Annotated in this window: 18 protein-coding genes, 1 tRNA gene and 1 riboswitch; of the genes, 13 read left to right on the top strand and 6 right to left on the bottom strand. The window is 69.6% G+C overall.

The window, feature by feature from the left end:
* Window positions 1-118 precede the first annotated feature (118 nt).
* The gene (locus ACZ49B_RS18975; protein WP_468307051.1) at window positions 119-871 is read left to right on the top strand and encodes an MBL fold metallo-hydrolase; all 753 of its coding nucleotides are present in this window, start codon (window positions 119-121) and stop codon (window positions 869-871) included.
* Between the two features lie 87 nt (window positions 872-958).
* Here the strand turns inward: ACZ49B_RS18975 and ACZ49B_RS18970 are convergent, their stop codons facing one another.
* Both ACZ49B_RS18970 and ACZ49B_RS18965 read right to left on the bottom strand, forming a co-directional pair.
* A complete protein-coding gene (locus ACZ49B_RS18970; protein ID WP_468307048.1) occupies window positions 959-2,215 on the bottom strand; it encodes a PTS transporter subunit EIIC in 1,257 nt (418 codons plus the stop codon).
* A gap of 273 nt (window positions 2,216-2,488) precedes the next feature.
* Window positions 2,489-3,790, bottom strand: a complete 1,302-nt coding sequence (locus tag ACZ49B_RS18965; RefSeq protein ID WP_468307045.1) for a PTS transporter subunit EIIC — start codon at window positions 3,788-3,790, stop codon at window positions 2,489-2,491.
* Window positions 3,791-3,984: 194 nt separating this feature from the next.
* Between ACZ49B_RS18965 and ACZ49B_RS18960 the strand changes: the two genes are divergently transcribed.
* The 4 genes from ACZ49B_RS18960 to rdgB all read left to right on the top strand — a co-directional run bounded on the left by ACZ49B_RS18960 (window position 3,985) and on the right by rdgB (window position 6,257).
* Window positions 3,985-4,269, top strand: a complete 285-nt coding sequence (locus tag ACZ49B_RS18960; protein ID WP_078987119.1) for a PTS sugar transporter subunit IIB — start codon at window positions 3,985-3,987, stop codon at window positions 4,267-4,269.
* Between the two features lie 116 nt (window positions 4,270-4,385).
* Complete coding sequence (gene rph, locus ACZ49B_RS18955) at window positions 4,386-5,111, top strand: ribonuclease PH (RefSeq protein WP_030299875.1); 726 nt, start codon at window positions 4,386-4,388, stop codon at window positions 5,109-5,111.
* A 115-nt stretch (window positions 5,112-5,226) separates the two neighbouring features.
* Complete coding sequence (locus ACZ49B_RS18950; RefSeq protein ID WP_468307042.1) at window positions 5,227-5,613, top strand: hypothetical protein; 387 nt, start codon at window positions 5,227-5,229, stop codon at window positions 5,611-5,613.
* 38 nt (window positions 5,614-5,651) lie between these two features.
* On the top strand, window positions 5,652-6,257 hold the full coding sequence (gene rdgB / locus ACZ49B_RS18945) for an RdgB/HAM1 family non-canonical purine NTP pyrophosphatase (RefSeq protein WP_468307040.1): 606 nt from the start codon (window positions 5,652-5,654) through the stop codon (window positions 6,255-6,257).
* Window positions 6,258-6,317: 60 nt separating this feature from the next.
* On the opposite strand, the gene ACZ49B_RS18940 is transcribed toward rdgB, so the two are convergent.
* The 3 genes from ACZ49B_RS18940 to bcp form a co-directional block, all read right to left on the bottom strand.
* Window positions 6,318-6,393: transfer RNA gene (locus tag ACZ49B_RS18940), tRNA-Leu, on the bottom strand.
* Between the two features lie 21 nt (window positions 6,394-6,414).
* Window positions 6,415-7,260 carry an HNH endonuclease signature motif containing protein gene (locus tag ACZ49B_RS18935; protein ID WP_468307038.1) on the bottom strand — a complete coding sequence of 282 codons (846 nt, stop codon included), beginning with the start codon at window positions 7,258-7,260 and terminating at the stop codon, window positions 6,415-6,417.
* A 761-nt stretch (window positions 7,261-8,021) separates the two neighbouring features.
* Window positions 8,022-8,489, bottom strand: a complete 468-nt coding sequence (gene bcp / locus ACZ49B_RS18930) for a thioredoxin-dependent thiol peroxidase (protein ID WP_266628944.1) — start codon at window positions 8,487-8,489, stop codon at window positions 8,022-8,024.
* Window positions 8,490-8,600: 111 nt separating this feature from the next.
* On the opposite strand from bcp, the gene ACZ49B_RS18925 reads away from it, so the two are divergent.
* The 3 genes from ACZ49B_RS18925 (at window position 8,601) to ACZ49B_RS18915 (ending at window position 9,801) form a co-directional block, all read left to right on the top strand.
* On the top strand, window positions 8,601-8,918 hold the full coding sequence (locus ACZ49B_RS18925; RefSeq protein WP_468307035.1) for a DUF3618 domain-containing protein: 318 nt from the start codon (window positions 8,601-8,603) through the stop codon (window positions 8,916-8,918).
* Between the two features lie 46 nt (window positions 8,919-8,964).
* Window positions 8,965-9,309, top strand: coding sequence for a GroES family chaperonin (locus ACZ49B_RS18920; RefSeq protein WP_327362646.1), 345 nt, complete (start codon window positions 8,965-8,967; stop codon window positions 9,307-9,309).
* Between the two features lie 62 nt (window positions 9,310-9,371).
* A riboswitch (guanidine-III (ykkC-III) riboswitch) is annotated at window positions 9,372-9,450 on the top strand.
* 30 nt (window positions 9,451-9,480) lie between these two features.
* Entirely contained in the window at window positions 9,481-9,801 is a 321-nt protein-coding gene (locus ACZ49B_RS18915) for a DMT family transporter (protein ID WP_214938444.1), read from the top strand.
* 32 nt (window positions 9,802-9,833) lie between these two features.
* Here the strand turns inward: ACZ49B_RS18915 and ACZ49B_RS18910 are convergent, their stop codons facing one another.
* Window positions 9,834-12,263 (bottom strand): transglycosylase domain-containing protein, encoded by a 2,430-nt coding sequence (locus ACZ49B_RS18910; protein ID WP_468307032.1) that lies wholly within the window; start codon window positions 12,261-12,263, stop codon window positions 9,834-9,836.
* Between the two features lie 175 nt (window positions 12,264-12,438).
* On the opposite strand from ACZ49B_RS18910, the gene ACZ49B_RS18905 reads away from it, so the two are divergent.
* The 5 genes from ACZ49B_RS18905 to ACZ49B_RS18885 all read left to right on the top strand — a co-directional run bounded on the left by ACZ49B_RS18905 (window position 12,439) and on the right by ACZ49B_RS18885 (window position 17,574).
* On the top strand, window positions 12,439-13,266 hold the full coding sequence (locus ACZ49B_RS18905) for an ABC transporter permease (protein ID WP_468307030.1): 828 nt from the start codon (window positions 12,439-12,441) through the stop codon (window positions 13,264-13,266).
* Complete coding sequence (locus ACZ49B_RS18900; protein ID WP_468307027.1) at window positions 13,259-14,131, top strand: ABC transporter permease; 873 nt, start codon at window positions 13,259-13,261, stop codon at window positions 14,129-14,131. Before ACZ49B_RS18905 ends, ACZ49B_RS18900 begins: the two co-directional genes overlap by 8 nt.
* A gap of 6 nt (window positions 14,132-14,137) precedes the next feature.
* Complete coding sequence (locus tag ACZ49B_RS18895) at window positions 14,138-15,106, top strand: ABC transporter ATP-binding protein (protein WP_468307024.1); 969 nt, start codon at window positions 14,138-14,140, stop codon at window positions 15,104-15,106.
* 230 nt (window positions 15,107-15,336) lie between these two features.
* Entirely contained in the window at window positions 15,337-16,035 is a 699-nt protein-coding gene (locus ACZ49B_RS18890) for a DUF1707 SHOCT-like domain-containing protein (protein WP_468307021.1), read from the top strand.
* A gap of 192 nt (window positions 16,036-16,227) precedes the next feature.
* Window positions 16,228-17,574, top strand: a complete 1,347-nt coding sequence (locus ACZ49B_RS18885; RefSeq protein ID WP_468307018.1) for a DUF445 domain-containing protein — start codon at window positions 16,228-16,230, stop codon at window positions 17,572-17,574.
* Window positions 17,575-17,664 lie beyond the last annotated feature (90 nt).

Below are 17,664 nucleotides of genomic sequence, written 5' to 3'. Positions count from 1 at the left end.
AGGTGATTCCCCCCACAACGGCCTGCCGCGGAGGAGCGACCTGACGTTTCGCGCCTTACGCTCGACCCACGCACGGCCCGCATTCCGTCCACGGACCGTCCCCGGAGGTTCTCGCTCCATGAAGCTCACCGTCGTCGGCTGCTCGGGGTCGTTCCCGTCCGCGGAATCGGCCTGCTCGAGCTACCTCGTCGAGGCCGACGGCTTCCGGCTGCTCCTCGACATGGGCAACGGCGCCCTCGGCGAGCTGCAGCGCCACGTCGGTCTCTACGACCTCGACGCGATCTTCCTGAGCCATCTGCACGCCGACCACTGCATCGACATGTGCGCCTACTTCGTCGCCCGCTACTACCGGCACGAGGGCGGGCGCTGCGGCACCATCCCCGTCTTCGGCCCCGAAGGCACCGAGAAGCGCCTGACGACCGCCTACGAGGACGTCCCCGACGAGCGCTCCATGAGCGAGGTCTTCGACTTCCGGACCCTGAAGTCCGGCAGCTTCGAGATCGGCCCGTTCACGGTCCGCACCGAGCGGGTCAGCCACCCCGTCGAGGCCTACGGCATCCGCGTCGAACACGGCGGCCGCTCCCTGACGTACTCCGGCGACACGGGCGTCTGCCCCGAGCTGGGGATGCTCGCCGAGGGCACGGACCTGTTCCTGTGCGAGGCCTCCTTCACGCACGGCAAGGAGGACATCCCGGACCTCCACCTCAACGGCCGCGAGGCCGGGGAGTTCGCGCGCGGCGGCAGGGTCGGCCGGCTCGTCCTGACGCACATCCCGCCGTGGACGGACGCCCGCCAGAACCTCGCCGACGCCCGCGCCGCCTACGACGGCTCGGTCGACCTCGCGTACGCGGGCGCCGTCTACGAGGTCTGAGCACGGCTCTGCGGCCGTACGTACGACGAAGCCCCCGCCCTCCCTTGTCCAGGGAGAGCGGGGGCTTCGCCGTACGCAGCGCCGAGGTTACTTGGCCTCGGCCTTGAGCAGCTCGGCGAGCTCCTCGTCGGACTCGCGGCCCGGCGTCGGGAGGTTGAACTTCGTGATCGCGAAGCGGAAGACCACGTAGTAGACCACCGCGAAGCACAGGCCCACGGCCGCCAGGCCCAGCGGGTTGGTGGCCTTGCCCAGGTTCAGCAGGTAGTCGATGGCGCCGGCGGAGAAGCCGAAGCCGTCCTTCATGCCGAGCGCCCACGTCAGGGCCATGGAGACACCGGTCAGGACCGCGTGGATGGCGTACAGGACCGGGGCGATGAACATGAACGTGAACTCGATCGGCTCGGTCACACCGGTGACGAAGGAGGTCAGCGCGAGGGAGAACATCATGCCGCCGACGACCTTGCGGCGCTCGGGGCGGGCGCAGTGGACGACCGCGAGGCAGGCCGCCGGAAGGGCGAACATCATGATCGGGAAGAAGCCGGTCATGAACTGTCCGGCGCTCGGGTCACCCGCCAGGAAACGGGGGATGTCGCCGCTCTTGCCGTTGTACTCGCCCGCCTGGAACCACGGGAAGGAGTTCAGCAGGTGGTGCATGCCGACCGGGATCAGCGCACGGTTGGCGACACCGAAGATGCCCGCGCCGACCGCGCCGGAGCCGACCAGCCACTCACCGAAGCTGTGCAGACCCGTGCCGAGGACCGGCCAGATCAGACCGAAGACGATGCCGATGACGAGACCGGCGAACGCGGAGAGGATCGGGACCAGACGGCGGCCACCGAAGAAGCCCGCCCACTCGGGCAGCTTGGTCCGGTAGAACTTCTGGTAGATCAGGGCGACCACGATGCCCATGACGACACCGCCGAGCACCTTGGCGTCGACCGGCGCTTCGATCATGACGACCTTGCCGTCGACCGCCTTGGCGATCTTCGGCAGGTTCGAGTCGGTGAACGTGGCGAGCACGTTCTTGAAGACCAGGTAGCCGGTCACCGCGGCGAGCGCGGTCGAGCCGTCGGACTTCTTGGCGAAGCCGATCGCGATACCGACGGCGAACAGCAGCGCCATGTTGTCGAGGATCGCGCCGCCGCCGGCGGACATGTATCCGGCTATCTTGGTCAGGAACGTCGGCAGCGAGGGGTCGCCGAGCATGTCCTTGTCGCCGAGGCGGACGAGCAGCGCGGCGGCCGGGAGCACGGCAACGGGGAGCATGAGGCTCCGGCCGATGCGCTGCATGACTGCCATCACGCCCGCGCCCTTCTTCTTTTCCGCAGCGGTGGCTGTGGACATGGGCTTCCTCCAGAAGGCAAGGCGCCGCCCAGGGGGTGCAAACGGGGATGGCGGCGTCTCAAAACGGGGGTACGCGAGCTCCGGACCGGGCTTGCGTGGTCTACACCAATCCGTGGTGTAGACCAGTTGTAGCATGGTCGGGGATAGATAAGGAACCTTCGATTTCCTGTGGTCTACACCACACCTCGCCCCTGCGGGCGACCGGCGGCCCGCAACAAGCGGAAGGCCCCCGGATCCCGTGGATCCGAGGGCCTCGACGCAGTGGAGCGTCCGTTACGCCTTCGTGTTGTCCGCCTGCATCGCGGCGATCTCCTCGTCCGACTCCCGGCCCGGCGTCGGGATGTCGAACTTCGTGATCGCGAAGCGGAACACGACGTAGTACACCACCGCGAAACACAGGCCGATCGGAATGATCAACAAGGGCTTCGTCGCCAGGCCGAAGTTGATGAGGTAGTCGATCAGGCCCGCCGAGAAGCTGAAGCCGTCGTGGACGCCCAGCCCCCACGTCACCGCCATCGACACGCCCGTCAACACCGCGTGGATCGCGTACAGCACCGGCGCGACGAACAGGAAGGAGTACTCGATCGGCTCCGTGATGCCCGTGACGAACGAGGTCAGGCCGACCGACAGCATCAGACCGGCGACCTCCTTGCGCCGCTGCGGCTTCGCGCAGTGGGTGATCGCCAGCGCCGCCGCAGGGAGCGCGAACATCATGATCGGGAAGAAGCCGGTCAGGAACTGCCCGGCGTTCGGGTCGCCCGCCAGGAACATGTTGATGTCACCGTGCACCGTCGTCCCGTCCGGCTTCGTGTAGCTGCCGAACTGGAACCACACCGGCACGTTCAGGAACTGGTGCAGGCCGATCACCAGCAGCGCGCGGTTGGCGACACCGAAGATGCCGGCGCCCCAGGAGCCCAGCCCCACCAGCCAGTCGGAGAAGCTCTCCAGCGCGCTGCCGACCGGCGGCCAGATCCACAGGCAGATCGCGGCGAACCCGATCGCCACGAACGACATGATGATCGGCACCAGCCGGCGGCCGTTGAAGAAGCCCAGCCAGTCGACCAGCTTCACCCGGTGGAAGCGCTGCCAGAACCAGGCGGCCAGCAAGCCCATGATGATGCCGCCGAACACGCCGGGGTTCTGATACGTGAACTCCACGAAGGTGTTGTTCGGCCCCAGGCAGCCGCCGCCGATGTCCGTGGTGCCGACCGGGCAGACGTTGGGGAAGGCGTGCAGCACACCCCGGTAGACGAGGAAGCCCGCCACCGCCGCGAGGGCCGTCGAACCGTCCGCCTTCTTGGCCATGCCGATCGCCACGCCGATGCAGAAGAGCAACGGCAGCCCGATGTCCGCGTTCAGTAGGGCACCGCCCGCGGCCACCATCACCCTGGCCACGATCGTCCAGTTCAAGCCCTCCTCGCCCAAGACACCGGGCTGCCCCAGCCCGTTGAGGAGCCCGGCCGCGGGCAGCACCGCGATCGGCAGCTGAAGACTGCGCCCCATCTTCTGCAGCCCCGGATACAAGCCGCTCCACCACTTCGGCTGCGGTGCTGCCTCGGCACTGCTCGCGCTCATCGGCGTCCTCCTGGCGGGCCCGTTTGGGCAGGTGCGCCCGGTGCGGCACACTGGTGTAGACCACTTATGATGCGGTCGCACTCACCCGCCCGTAGGGCAGGTTGCTGCTGATCGTCATCATTCGGCAGAAGCTGGACCCGCGCTCGCGTAGCTGGGCCAACAGTGGGCTACCGTGACAAAGCGGACCGCGCTGGCTGGAACAGGGCCGCCGAGACTCGTTCTTCGTAGAACTCAGGGAGAAACACATGGCCACCAAGGCTGAGAAGATCGTCGCCGGGCTCGGCGGCATCGACAACATCGAAGAGGTCGAGGGCTGCATCACCCGCCTGCGCACCGAAGTCATCGACCCCAGCAAGGTCGACGAGGCTGCCCTGAAGGCCGCCGGCGCCCACGGCGTCGTCAAGATGGGCACCGCGATCCAGGTCGTCATCGGCACCGACGCCGACCCGATCGCCGCCGACATCGAAGACATGATGTAAGTACGGAACGAGCACGGTGCGAGCTGAGCTCCCGCTCGCCCACCCCCACGAGGCCCCGTCCCCCACGTACCCGGACGGGGTCTTCGCGTATCCGCGCACCGACTAGGCTCGGACGCATGTCTCGCATCGACGGCCGCACGCCCGAACAGCTCCGCCCGGTCACCATCGAACGCGGATGGAGCAAGCACGCCGAGGGCTCCGTCCTCATCTCCTTCGGCGACACCAAGGTCTTCTGCACCGCCTCCTTCACCGAAGGCGTCCCCCGCTGGCGCAAGGGCAGCGGCGAAGGCTGGGTCACCTCCGAGTACTCGATGCTGCCCCGCTCCACCAACACCCGCGGCGACCGCGAATCCGTACGCGGCAAGATCGGCGGCCGCACCCACGAGATCTCCCGCCTCATCGGCCGCTCCCTGCGCGCCGTCATCGACTACAAGGCCCTCGGCGAGAACACCATCGTCCTGGACTGCGACGTCCTCCAGGCCGACGGCGGCACCCGCACCGCCGCCATCACCGGCGCCTACGTCGCCCTCGCCGACGCCGTCGCCTGGGGCCAGCAGAAGAAGCTGATCAAGGCCGGCCGCAAGCCCCTCACCGGCACCGTCGCCGCCGTCAGCGTCGGCATCGTCGACGGCGTCCCCCTCCTCGACCTCTGCTACGAGGAAGACGTGCGCGCCGAGACCGACATGAACGTCGTCTGCACCGGCGACGGCCGCTTCGTCGAGGTCCAGGGCACCGCCGAAGGCGAGCCCTTCGACCGCAAGGAACTCAACGCCCTCCTGGACCTGGCCGCCGGCGGCTGCGCCGACCTCGAGGCCATCCAGCTCGGCGCGCTCCAGCTCTAGGGGGTGTCCGGCAGAACCGCGGGGCGCGCTCCTGCGTCCCCTTGCTTACGGGCGCACGGTGTCACAGCCGTGCGCCCGTCCTCGTATCCGTGTCGATCCCTGGGAGACCCGAACCATGAACCCGAAGCACCGCATAGCGGCGGTCGTGCTCGCCGCGGCTCTCGCCGTCCCGGCGCTGACGTCCTGTGACGCGATCTCGACGGCGATGGACTGCGCGAACACGGCGGTGGCCATAACCGACGGCGCGAACGACCTCCAGCAGGCGGTCTCCCAGGCCGGCAACAGCCCGCAGGACGCCCAGAACGCGCTGAACCAGATCGAGACGAACCTCAAGAAGGTCGGCGACCAGACGGACAACGCCGACCTGAGCAAGGCCGTCTCCTCCATGACCACGGCGGTACAGAACGTCCGCACGGCCATCGAGAACGGCAACCCGACCCCGGACATCCAGCCCGTCGCCGACGCGGCGAAGGAACTGTCCAAGGTCTGCACCCCGGGCTGAGCCGCCACCCGCTCGGAGCGGACCGGATAATGGGCGCCATGACCAGCCGCCTGATCCTCGCCACCCGCAACGCGGGCAAAATCGCCGAGCTCCACGCCATCCTGTCCGACGCCGGCCTGCCGCACGAGCTGGTCGGCGCGGACGCGTACCCGCAGATCCCGGACGTCAAGGAAACGGGCGTCACCTTCGCCGAGAACGCCCTCCTCAAGGCCCACGCCCTGGCCCAGGCCACCGGCCTGCCGGCGATCGCCGACGACTCCGGCCTCTGCGTGGACGTACTGAACGGCGCGCCCGGCATCTTCTCGGCGCGGTGGGCCGGTACGCACGGCGACGACAAGGCGAACCTCGACCTGCTGCTGGCCCAGCTCGGGGACATCGCCGACGAACACCGCGGAGCCCACTTCGCGTGCGCGGCGGCCCTGGCCCTCCCGGACGGCACCGAACGCGTGGTCGAAGGCCGCCTCCTGGGCACCCTCCGCCACGCCCCTTCGGGCACCGGCGGCTTCGGCTACGACCCGATCCTCCAGCCCCAGGGCGACACCCGCACCTGCGCGGAACTCACCCCGGCGGAAAAGAACGCCATCTCCCACCGAGGCCAGGCCTTCCGAGCCCTGGTCCCGTTCATCCGCGCCCTGCTGGGCTGAGTCGGCTCTGGCACGCCGAAGGCCCCGTACGCGGAACTCGCGTACGGGGCCTCGGTGGAGTGGGCCCGGTGGGACTCGAACCCACGACACACCGGACCTAAACCGGCGCCCTCTTGGCCAGCTGGGGTACGGACCCATCGCGGCTACTTTACTGTGCCTACCCCTGTGCTGTGCGGCGAGATCGTTTCGCGAATGTACCCGTCTGGCTGTGGCAGGACGGACACAGGTAACGGAGGTTCTCGCGGCGGTTGTCCAGCGGGTCCCCGTTGATGTGATCGATCTCCAGAACGAGCCGCTTGCCTTGCCAAGTGTCGCCGACTCCGCACTCGTCGCAGACGTGCGGTACGTCCAGGTCATCAAGGGCGCGGCGCAGAACAGCGGTCTTTTCGCGGCTGGAGCCGACTTCGAGCCGTCGAAGGATGTCCTCCGCCGCCCTGCGGGTCGGTGAGGGACGTCCTGCGGTGTGGCCCTGCCCTGTGAAGTGCTCCGTCGATATGCCGTACTCCTTGATGCTCCGCCTCGCCTTCGCGCGAGCCGCTCCGCTGAATTCGCCGTGCCCCAGCGATCGCATCACTCCCGCCATGCTTTGGGACTCGGCGACGGCCTGGGTGATCTCGTCACGTGAGAAGAGCCGCTCTCTGCCGCGCAGCTGCGTGGTGAAGTGTGATGTATCGATCCCAAAGCGATCGAGTTTCTTCCGAAGGTGGCCGAACGCGCTGTCGTAGGGCACGACGCCCATGTAGGCAAGCATGTCGGCGATGCTGTGCGAATGGGCGGCGGCCTCCGCCAGCCGTTCCCTCGTGTAAGACTGGGGGATTCGGGCGGGAAGTGCCTCGTCGACGAAGTGTGCTGTGTCGATTCCGTAGTGGGCCAGTCGGTTGCGCAGGTAGTTGCGATCGCCGCTCTCGAGAGAGACGCCGAGTTGGCGCATCAGATCCACGAGGCTGGTGGCGCCTTGCGCTGTCTGTGTGAGCAGGTCACGTGTGTACCTCTGACTTTTCATGGCGCGCGCCGCCGGTTCCGTCCGCGGTAGGTGTCGGTCGCGGCGTGGCAGTTGGGGCACATGGGCCGCAGGTTCTCGGCTCGGTTGTCCCTCCAGTTGCCATCGACGTGGTCGACTTCGTGACGGAGCGGCTTGCCGTTCCACTCCACTCCGACGCCGCACTCCGCGCACTCCTCCGGCACTCCGGACGCAAGCAGAGCCCTGCGCAGCCGCTCGCCCGGGACCCTGCCCTCTTCTGGGGTCCGCAGGGTGAGCACAGGTCCCAGAGATCCCTTTGGGCGTTGCTTCCGCGTCATGGTGAAGTGCGAGGTGTCGATACCCAGCGCCTCTATCCGTCGGCTGATGTGCGTGTGGTTGCCGCCGACTTGACTGATGCCGAGCCGGGAGACCACCTCCCTGACGGACGTCGAGGCTGCGACCAACTCTCGCAATCGCTCTTCCGTGTGCCGCACCCACTGCGTCGGGAAGTGGGAGAAGTCGACGCTTGCCTCCTGCATCTTCGCGCGCAGGTAGCGCCTGGAGCCCGGTGTAGGGGTGCCCCGCACCAGATCACCGCGTCGTTGAAGTTCGTCGTTTCCCGAGCCGCCTCTTCCAGGAGGTCTCGCGTGTATCGCACCGCCATCGTTGCCCCTCCGGGCCGGCCACGCGTTCGTGGCTTCGTACGGGTTAACGAACCGGTATGCGGATAGTTACGTCCGATTAACGGAGCGGCCCGCACCGGTTGGTTGGTGCGGGCCGTCGGTGTGGAGGGCTGGCCGGAGTCAGATGCCCAGGTCCTTGATGATCTTGGCTACGTGGCCCGTGGCCTTGACGTTGTAGAGGGCGCGCTCGACCTTGCCCTCCTCGTCCACGATCACCGTGGATCGGATGACCCCGGTCACCGTCTTGCCGTACAGCTTCTTCTCGCCGAACGCGCCGTAGGTCTCGAGGACCTTCTTCTCCGGGTCGCCGACCAGGGTGACCTTCAGGTGCTCCTTCTCGCGGAACTTCGCCAGCTTCTCCGGCTTGTCCGGGGACACGCCGATCACGTCGTAGCCGGCCTCGGCCAGCACCGCCAGGTTGTCCGTGAAATCGCAGGCCTGCTTGGTGCAGCCCGGCGTCAGCGCCGCGGGGTAGAAGTACACGATCACCTTGCGGCCCTTGTGGTCGGCGAGCGAGACCTCGTTGCCGTCCGCGTCGGGCAGGGTGAAGGCGGGGGCGGTGTCGCCCGGCTGGAGTCGCTCGCTCATGTCAACAGTCTCCTCGGGAGGGGATCGGTACGGTCCGAGACTAAGCTGACAGACTGTTCATGGCGGACTACGCCCCCATGCGACCACGACCACGACGACGGAGGCAGCGCGGTGCCGGAAGCCAGGACCCCCGCACAGATCGAGGCGGACATCGTCCGCCGCCGCGAGCAGCTCGCCGAGACGCTCGACGAGATCGGCGTGCGCATGCACCCGAAGACGATCATCGGGGACGCGAAGGCCAGGGTCGCCTCGACCGTGGACCACACCGCCGGGCGTGCCGTCGTCGCCGTGAACCGTCTTCTGACGGACGTACGGGACGGCCTGTGCCACGAGGACGGCGCTCCGCGCTTCGAGCGGATCGCGCCCGTCGCGCTGCTCGCGGCGGGTGTGATCGGCCTGCTCGTGGTGTCGGCGCGGCGCAAGCGCTGATGACCCTGCGGCGCACGGGCGGGGCGCGGACGGGTAGGTTCGTGGCGTGAGCGACAACACCACCACCCACGACAAGCTGCCCATCCGCATGCTGCACGACCGTGTGCTCGTGAAGTCCGACTTGCCGGAGGGCGAGCGGCGCTCGGGCGGCGGCATCCTGATTCCGGCGACCGCTGCCGTGGGCAAGCGGCTGGCCTGGGCCGAGGTGGTCGCGGTCGGGCAGAACGTACGCAGTGTGGAGCCGGGCGACCGGGTGCTGTACGACCCCGAGGACCGGGCCGAGGTCGAGGTGCGGGGTGCGACGTACGTGCTGATGCGCGAGCGGGATCTGCACGCCGTGGCCGCGGAGCGGCTGGAGGGGTCCAAGGACTCCACCGGGCTCTACCTGTAGGAACCCGTAGGAGAGTGATCGTCGAAGGGCCGGTGACCGGGGTCACCGGCCCTTCTGCACGCGCTTTGCTACGGTGGTGGGGAACCCCCGACGAGACGCGCCGTACCGGGTAGCCGTGGCTGTACGACAAGACGACGCACCCCGTTCGCTCTCGTTCCGGAGGTGCCTGTCATGGCTTGGGTTCTGCTTCTCGTCGCCGGTCTGCTCGAGGTCGGCTGGTCGATCGGTATGAAGTTCACGGAGGGCTTCACCCGGTTGTGGCCGAGTGTGTTCACCGGTGCCGGGATCGTCGCCAGCATGGTGCTGCTCTCGTACGCCGCCAAGTCCCTGCCGATCGGTACCGCGTACGGCGTGTGGGTGGGCATCGGTGCGGCCGGGGCGGCGGTGCTGGGCATGGCGGTGCTGGGTGAGCCCGTCACCGCCGCCCGGATCTTCTTCATCTGCCTGCTGCTGGTCGCGGTGGTGGGGCTGAAGGCGACCTCCGGTCACTGAGCCCCTCGTACGGGCTACTCCTGTGGTCCCGGTTATTCCAGGTATTCCGACGGGGGGCGGCTGCGCGGGCGGCCGCCGGTGACGCCGCCCAGGGCGCCGGCGGTGGTGCCGGCCGTGGTGCCCGAGGTCGTTGCGCCGGTGGTTCCGGGGGTCGTTCCGCCGGTGGTGCCCTCGTTGCTCTGGCCTGCGGTGGTGTCGCCCTCCGTGGTCCGGCCCTCGGTGTCCTGCCCCTGGTTCCGGCCGCCCTGGTCCTCGTCTCCGTCCCGTGGTGTCGGCCGGCCGGGGCGGTTCGGCCGGCTCGGCGGTGCCGGTGATTCGGGGGTGTCCTCGTCCGGCGTCGGCTCCGGGCTGCTCGGGATGAACGGCGGCGGGGACGGTTCGGCGCCCGGCTGGAGTTCGAGGTCGAAGTCCAGCGGGTCGCTGCCCTCCAGGGCGGTCTTGGTGTACTGCGCCCAGATCCGGGCCGGGTAGCCGCCGCCCCCGATCCGGGCCTCGCCGAGTGCTCCGTACAGGGATTCCAGGGAGCCGGTGTCGGGGTCCTGGCCCATCATCGAGACGACGGTGACCAGGTCCGGGGTGTACGCCGCGAACCAGGCGGAGCGGTCCAGTTCGCCGGTGCCGGTCTTGCCGGCGGCCGGGTGCCCGGCGGCGAGGGCGGCCGTACCGGTGCCGTTGTCGACGACGCTGACCAGCATGGACGTGGTCGTGTCGGCGGCTTCGCGGCTGACGGCCTGCTGCGGGGTGCGGTCGGGCAGGTGGATGCTGTCGCTGCCCTTGGTGATCTTGTCGACGAACGTGTACGGGGTGTGGCGGCCGTGGTCGGCGAGGGTGGCGTAGGCCTGGGTCATGTCCAGGACGCTGGCCTGCATGGTGCCGAGGGCCATGGCGGGGCTCGCGACGAAGTTCGGGGTGTTCTCGGGGATGCCGAGGTCGATGGCGGTCTGTTTGACCTTGGCGGTGCCGACGTCGACGACCATCTGGGCGAAGACGGCGTTGACGGAGAGGTCGGTGGCGGTGGTGACGGTGATGTTCCCGTACGACAACTGGCCCTCGTTCTCGGGGGCGTAGGGGGTGCGGGTGCCGACGACGCGGCGCTTGTTGTCGCCGTTGTAGACGGTGTTGGGGGTGATCAGGCGGCCGTCCTGGGTGCGGGAGTCGTTCTCGACGGCGGCGGCGAACACGAACGGCTTGAAGGTGGAGGCCACCTGGTAGTCGTGCCGGGTCGCGTTGTTGACGTACTGCTTGGTGTAGTCGATGCCGCCGTACATGGCGACGACCTTGCCGGTGGCCGGGTCGATGGAGACCCCGCCGGCCCGTACGACGCGGTCGGCCTTGCGCGTCTCAGGGTCGAGCTTGCTGACCATCTTCTCGTCGACGGCGTCGACGAAGGCGTTCTGGCGGCGTTTGTCGATGGTGGTGGTGATGCGGTAGCCGCCCTCGGCGAGGGTCTTCTCGTCGAGGATCTTGCGCTCGACGATGTAGTCCTTGACGGCTTCGACGAGGTAGCCGCGCTGCCCGGAGAGGCCGGCGGCCGGGCGGACCTTGCCGGGTTCGGGGAACTGCGTCGTGGTCCGCTCGGCCGCGGGGAGCCACTGCTTCTTGACCATGCCGTCGAGTACGTAGTTCCAGCGGGCGAGCGCGCGGGTGCGGCTCTGGGGGTGGGCGACGACGTCGAAGGCGCTGGGGGAGTTGAGGAGCGTGGCGAGGTAGGCGCCTTCGGCGGTGGTGAGTTTGCCGACGTCCTTGCCGTAGTAGGCCTGGGCGGCGGCCTGGATGCCGTAGGCGTTGCGGCCGAAGTAGCTGGTGTTGAGGTAGCCCTCGAGGATGTAGTCCTTCGATTTCTCGCGGCCGAGTTTGATCGCGATGAAGAACTCCTTGACCTTGCGTTTGATCGTCTGTTCCTGGCCCAGGTAGTAGTTCTTGACGTACTGCTGGGTGATGGTCGAGCCGGACTGGGTGCCCTTGCCGGTCGCCGTGTTCCAGGCGGCGCGGATCATCGCCTTGGGGTCCACGGCCCGCTCGGAGTAGAAGTCCCGGTCCTCGGCGGCGAGTACGGCTTCCTGCACCGTGCGGGGGATCTGTGAGAGCGGGACGTTGACGCGGTTGACCTCGCCGTCGCGGGCGAGCTGGGAGCCGTCGGCGTAGAGGTAGAGGTTGGACTGGGCGGTGGCGGCGGCGTTGGCGGGCGGGATGCGGACGAGCAGGTAGCCGGCGACGAGGGCGCCGAGGACCAGCAGGGCGAGCAGCAGGACGGTGCCGAGGACCATGCGCCAGGTGGGGACGAGGCGGCGCCAGCCGGTCCGCTTCCGTTGCCGCTCGGCCTTGTTGGCGGCTCTGCGCGACTGCTTCTCGTTGTTGTTGTCGCTGCGGTCGTGGGGCGTGGCCGGCCGCTGCGCGGGAGGTTGTGCGGGGGTGTCCGGGTCACGAGGGGTCCAGCCCGGTGGTGGTGACTGGTCGCTCATCGCCAGGACTCCTCGACGCCGTACGAAATATCCACATCTGTACTCCGTGCTGTCTACCCGATGACCGCTCATTCCGCTTCGGACGGGCGTAAATCGGTCGCGTGGATCGCCCCTCCGCACTAAGCTCGCGCGCTTTGGCCGACGTAGGAACGACCGGGGAAATCGGAGGGATACGGTGCGCCAGGCAACGGCTCGCAGAGCGTGGCTCTATCCGGCCGTCGCGGCCGGCGGGTTCCGGCGCTACGCCACGTACGGGACGGCGACGGCGGCAGGGGTGTTCACCAACACCGTCTTCGGCTTCATCCTCGCGTACACGTACGTCGCGCTGTGGGACGAGCGGCCCGGACTCGGCGGCTACGACCAGGCGCAGGCGCTGACCTTCGTCTGGGTGAGCCAGTCGCTGCTCGCCGCGGGCGCGCTCATCGGCGGCGGCTTCCAGGAGGAGATCCAGGAGCGCATCCGTACGGGTGACATCGCCGTCGACCTGTACCGGCCGGCCGATCTGCAGCTGTGGTGGCTCGCGGCCGATCTGGGGCGTGCGGCCTTCCAGTTGCTCGGGCGCGGGGTGGTGCCGCTGCTCGCGGGGGCGCTGGCGTTCGAGTTGGCGCTGCCCGCCGATCCGGTGCGCTGGCTGCTGTTCCTGGTGTCCGTCCTGCTCGGGCTGGTCGTCAGCTTCGGGATCCGGTACCTGCTGGGGCTGGCGGCGTTCTGGCTGATGGACGGGGCCGGGGTCAACCTGATGGCCGTCGTCGTCACGATCTTCTGCTCCGGGATGCTGCTGCCGTTGACGGTGTTCCCGGGCGGCTTCGGCGAGTTCGTCCGCGTCCTGCCGTGGGCGGCGATGATCCAGGTACCGCTGGACGTGCTGATGGGCGTGCACGCCGGCGCCGGGGGCGCGGTGCGGGCGCTGGGTTTCCAGGCGGGGTGGGCGCTCGTACTGCTGGGCGCGGGGCGGCTGTTGCAGTCGGCGGCGACGCGGAAGGCGGTGGTCCAGGGTGGCTGAGGCGGTGGTGGCCGGGGCGGGGAGGCCCGCGGAGCCGTTGCACGTACCGGAGCGGAACCGGGCCGTGGAGGGGCTGCGCGGTTACGGGCTGATCGTGGCGATGTGGGTCCGGTCGACGATGACGTACCGGACGTCGTTCCTGCTCTCCACCTTCGGGAACGCGGCGATCACGCTCCTCGACTTCGTCGCGATCTGGATCATGTTCTCGCACGTGGACGCGCTCGGCGGTTTCACGCTGCCCGAGATCGCCCTGCTGTACGGGTCCGCCTCGGCCTCGCTGGGGCTCGCGGACCTGCTCCTCGGCAATACGGACCGGATCGGTGTCCGGATCCGCGACGGCTCGCTCGACACCATGCTGGTGCGCCCGGTCCCGGTGCTCGCGCAGGTCGCGGCGGACCGCTTCGCGCTGCGGCGGGTGGGGCGGATCGGGCAGGGCCTGGCGGTGCTGGTCTGGGCGGTCTCGGCGCTGGACGTGGAGTGGACGGCCGGGAAGGTGGGGCTGATGCCGGTGATGGTCGTGGCCGGGGCGGCGATCTTCGGTGCGGTGATGGTGGCCGGGGCGGCCTTCCAGTTCGTCGCCGGGGACGCGGCGGAGGTGCAGAACTCCTTCACGTACGGCGGGAACACGATGCTCCAGTACCCGCCGACGGTGTTCGGGAAGGACCTGCTGCGCGGGGTCACCTTCCTCGTGCCGCTGGCCTTCGTGAACTGGCTGCCCGCCCTGTACGTGCTGGGGCGGCCCGATCCGCTGGGGCTGCCGGGGTGGGTGGCGTTCCTGAGCCCGCTGGTGGCGCTGGTGGTGTTCGTACCCGCGTCGCTGGTGTGGCGTGCGGGTCTTCGTTCGTACCGGAGTACGGGGAGCTGAGCGGCTGTGGGCACGGATGTGCTGATCGAGCTGGACGGGGTCGAGAAGGTCTTCGACGTACGGCGCCGGGTGGGCTTGATGCGTCGGGAGAAACGGCAGGTCAGGGCGGTTGACGGGATCAGCTTCGAGGTGGCGCGGGGCGAGGTGGTCGGCTACATCGGGCCCAACGGCGCCGGGAAGTCGACGACGATCAAGATGCTGACCGGCATCCTCACCCCGAGCGGCGGCCGGCTGCGGGTCGCCGGCATCGACCCGGCGCGGGAGCGGATGCGGCTGGCGCACCGGATCGGGGTGGTGTTCGGGCAGCGGACCACGCTGTGGTGGGACCTGCCGCTGAAGGACTCGTACGGGCTGATGCGGCGGATGTACCGGATCCCGGCGGCACGGTTCGCGGAGAACCTGGAGCGCTGCGTGGACCGTCTCGACCTGGCCGAGCTGCTGGACGTACCGGTACGGCAGCTGTCGCTGGGGCAGCGGATGCGCGGAGACATCGCGGCGGCGCTGCTGCACGATCCGGACGTGCTGTACCTGGACGAGCCGACGATCGGGCTCGACGTGGTGAGCAAGGCGAAGGTACGGGGTTTCCTGCGGCAGTTGAACGCGGAGCTCGGGACGACGGTGCTGCTCACGACCCATGACCTGCAGGACATCGAGCAGTTGTGCGAGCGGGTGATGGTGATCGACCACGGACGGCTGATGTACGACGGGGTCCTGGCCGGCCTGCACTCCATGGGGGAGGGCGGCGGCGAACGGACGCTGGTGGTGGACCTGGAGCGGGAGCTTCCGGAGATCAGCGTGGCGGGGGCGCGGGTGGTGAAGGTGGACGGCCCGCGGCAGTGGCTGGCGTTCCCGGCGGGGACGTCGGCGGCGCCACTGGTGGCGGAGGTGGCGGCCCGGTACCCGCTCCTGGACCTGTCGGTGCGGGAGCCGGACATCGAGGACGTGATCGCGCGGATGTACGCGGGGCGGGGGTGAGGGGGCGGTCAGGGGTCGGGGGTAGGGGGCCACGGACCAGGCGTCCGGGGCCAGGGACCAGGCGTCCGGGTCAGGGGCCAGGCGTCCGGGGCCATGGACCAGGCGTCCGGGTCAGGGGCCAGGCGTCCGGGGTCAGGGGTCAGGGGTAGGGGATAAATCAGGGGCGAGCGGGGGACGGGTCCAGGGCTGGGCCATACAACTCCCTTGCGTGGCTGCATAGGCTGTTGCCCATGACTGACGAGCGGCCGGAGAAGCCGTTGCCGGAGTTGAGGGCGTCGGACGCCGACCGTGACCGGGTGGTGGAGCGTCTGCGGGACGCCGTCGCCGAGGGCCGGATCGACATGGAGGAGTTCGAGGAGCGGCTGGAAGCGGCGTACAAGTCGAAGACGTACGCCGCACTGGAACCACTGACCCGTGACTTGCCGGCGCCGGGCGCGGCCCCGATGGTGATGGCGTCGTCGGGCCCGGCCCCGGCCCCGGTGCCTGCTGCGGGGGACCGCTCGTGGCCGTCCAGGATCGGGGGCACCGGACTGCCCGCGGGATCGTCGCCGGCCGTCGCCGTCATGTCGTCGTTCCAGCGCAAGGGCAACTGGACGGTGCCCGCCCGCCTGGACGCGGTGGCGTTCTGGGGCGGCGGCGAGCTCGACCTGCGCGAGGCGAACTTCGCGCAGCGGGAGGTGGTCATCAACTGCGTCGCGATCATGGGCGGGATCGAGATCACCGTCCCGCCGGGCGTGGAGGTCGACGTCCGGGGCTTCGGCTTCATGGGCGCCTTCGACCAGCGCGACACCCCGGGCCCGGTCACCCCGGGCGCCCCGCGGGTGGTGGTGACGGGCTTCGCGTTCTGGGGCGGCGTAGAGATCAAAACCAAACCCCCGAAGCGCCCCAAGCCCCTCCCCGGCGGCCCGAACCTCCGCAAGGAGCTCTAGGGGGTGTCCGCAGAGTCCTGCCTGGCCCGCGGCGCCCGTCGGGCGCCCGGCACGACTTCGCGGACACCCCCCGGCGCCGGCTCGGCGGCCGTGTGTGACCGGGCTCGGTCGGGTCGTACGGGACGCCGGGCCCCTCGCGGGCAGTGAACCGGCGCGCCGGGAACTCCTCGGGGCTCCGGGGAGTCGGATGCTATGCAGACAAAACCGGCGCCCGGGGGAAGGGAGGAGCACGTGGACAACCGCACCGACGCCGTAGGCAATGGCACTGGAACCGGCGGCTTCGTGTTCAGCGAGGCCGACGAGGAGCGCCGCCGCGGCGTCCGCCGCATGAAGACCACCGCGACGGGCCTGCTGATCCTGGTCGCGCTGGTCTACGTACTGACCACCTGGGCCGAGCACACCGGGGCCGGCGGCTGGGCCGGCTACGTCCGGGCCGCCGCCGAAGCCGGCATGGTCGGCGCGCTCGCGGACTGGTTCGCCGTCACCGCGCTGTTCCGGCGCCCGCTCGGCCTGCCCATCCCGCACACCGCGATCATCCCGACCAAGAAGGACCAGCTCGGCATCTCCCTCGGCGAGTTCGTCGGCGAGAACTTCCTCTCCCCGGACGTGGTCCGCGCCCGCCTGCACGCCCTCCGCATCGGCAGCCGACTCGGAGCCTGGGTGGCCGAGCCCGCGCACGCCGACCGGGTCACGGCCGAGCTGGCCACCGCGCTGCGCGGAGCCCTGACCGTACTGCGCGATGCCGACGTGCAGGCCGTCGTCGGCGAGGCCATCACCCGGCGGGCCGAGACCGCCGAGATCGCGCCGGGGATCGGCAAGACCCTGGAGAAGGTCGTCTCGGACGGCGGGCACCGCCGCGTCGTCGACCTCGTCTGCCTCAAGGCCCACGACTGGCTCGTGACGCACGGGGACTCGGTCATGGGAGCCGTCCAGGGCGGCGCGCCCGGTTGGACCCCGCGGTTCGTGGACCGCAAGGTCGGCGAGCGCGTGTACAAGGAGCTGCTCCGCTTCCTGACGGAGATGCAGGACATGCCGGAGCACCCGGCGCGCGGGGCGGTGGACCGTTTCCTGACGGACTTCGCGGCCGACCTCCAGTCGGACACGGACACCCGGGCCCGGGTGGAGCGCCTGAAGTCCGAGATCCTGCAGCGCGAGGAGATCCAGGACGCGATCGCCTCCGCCTGGAGCGCGATCCGGTCGATGATCATCTCGGCGGCGGAGGACGAGCACAGCGAGCTGCGGCTGCGGGTGCGGTCCTCGCTGATGTCGCTGGGGGCGCGGCTGGCGACGGACGGCCGGCTCCAGGACAAGGTGGAGGGCTGGATCGAGGGCGCGGTGGTGTACGTGGTGACCACCTACCGGACCGAGATCACCTCGCTGATCACGGACACGGTGGCCGGGTGGGACGCCGAGCACACGTCGCGGAAGATCGAGGCCCACATCGGCCGCGACCTGCAGTTCATCCGCATCAACGGCACGGTGGTCGGCGCCCTGGCAGGACTGCTGATCTACGCGGTGTCGCAGGCGTTCGGCGCGTAGGCCCGCGGGCGGGCTCGGCGCGGTGGGCCTGGGGGGGGGGGGGGGAGGGGCGGGGGGGGGGGGGGAGGGGAAGAAGCGCATAGACGACAG

Source organism: Streptomyces sp. NPDC031132, from assembly GCF_055570595.1.
Note: the sequence above shows the minus strand (reverse complement) of the source record. Positions and strands in the feature narration are given on the sequence as shown.

Bases quoted from the DNA above. Each gene is read 5' to 3' on its own strand.
- ACZ49B_RS18935 (WP_468307038.1), bottom strand. From the start codon at position 7,260: ATGAAAAGTCAGAGGTACACACGTGACCTGCTCACACAGACAGCGCAA.
- rph (WP_030299875.1), top strand. From the start codon at position 4,386: ATGTCTCGCATCGACGGCCGCACGCCCGAACAGCTCCGCCCGGTCACC.
- bcp (WP_266628944.1), bottom strand. From the start codon at position 8,489: ATGAGCGAGCGACTCCAGCCGGGCGACACCGCCCCCGCCTTCACCCTG.
- ACZ49B_RS18975 (WP_468307051.1), top strand. From the start codon at position 119: ATGAAGCTCACCGTCGTCGGCTGCTCGGGGTCGTTCCCGTCCGCGGAA.
- ACZ49B_RS18910 (WP_468307032.1), bottom strand. From the start codon at position 12,263: ATGAGCGACCAGTCACCACCACCGGGCTGGACCCCTCGTGACCCGGAC.
- ACZ49B_RS18885 (WP_468307018.1), top strand. From the start codon at position 16,228: ATGCAGACAAAACCGGCGCCCGGGGGAAGGGAGGAGCACGTGGACAAC.
- ACZ49B_RS18970 (WP_468307048.1), bottom strand. From the start codon at position 2,215: ATGTCCACAGCCACCGCTGCGGAAAAGAAGAAGGGCGCGGGCGTGATG.
- ACZ49B_RS18950 (WP_468307042.1), top strand. From the start codon at position 5,227: ATGAACCCGAAGCACCGCATAGCGGCGGTCGTGCTCGCCGCGGCTCTC.
- ACZ49B_RS18915 (WP_214938444.1), top strand. From the start codon at position 9,481: ATGGCTTGGGTTCTGCTTCTCGTCGCCGGTCTGCTCGAGGTCGGCTGG.
- rdgB (WP_468307040.1), top strand. From the start codon at position 5,652: ATGACCAGCCGCCTGATCCTCGCCACCCGCAACGCGGGCAAAATCGCC.
- ACZ49B_RS18890 (WP_468307021.1), top strand. From the start codon at position 15,337: ATGACTGACGAGCGGCCGGAGAAGCCGTTGCCGGAGTTGAGGGCGTCG.
- ACZ49B_RS18965 (WP_468307045.1), bottom strand. From the start codon at position 3,790: ATGAGCGCGAGCAGTGCCGAGGCAGCACCGCAGCCGAAGTGGTGGAGC.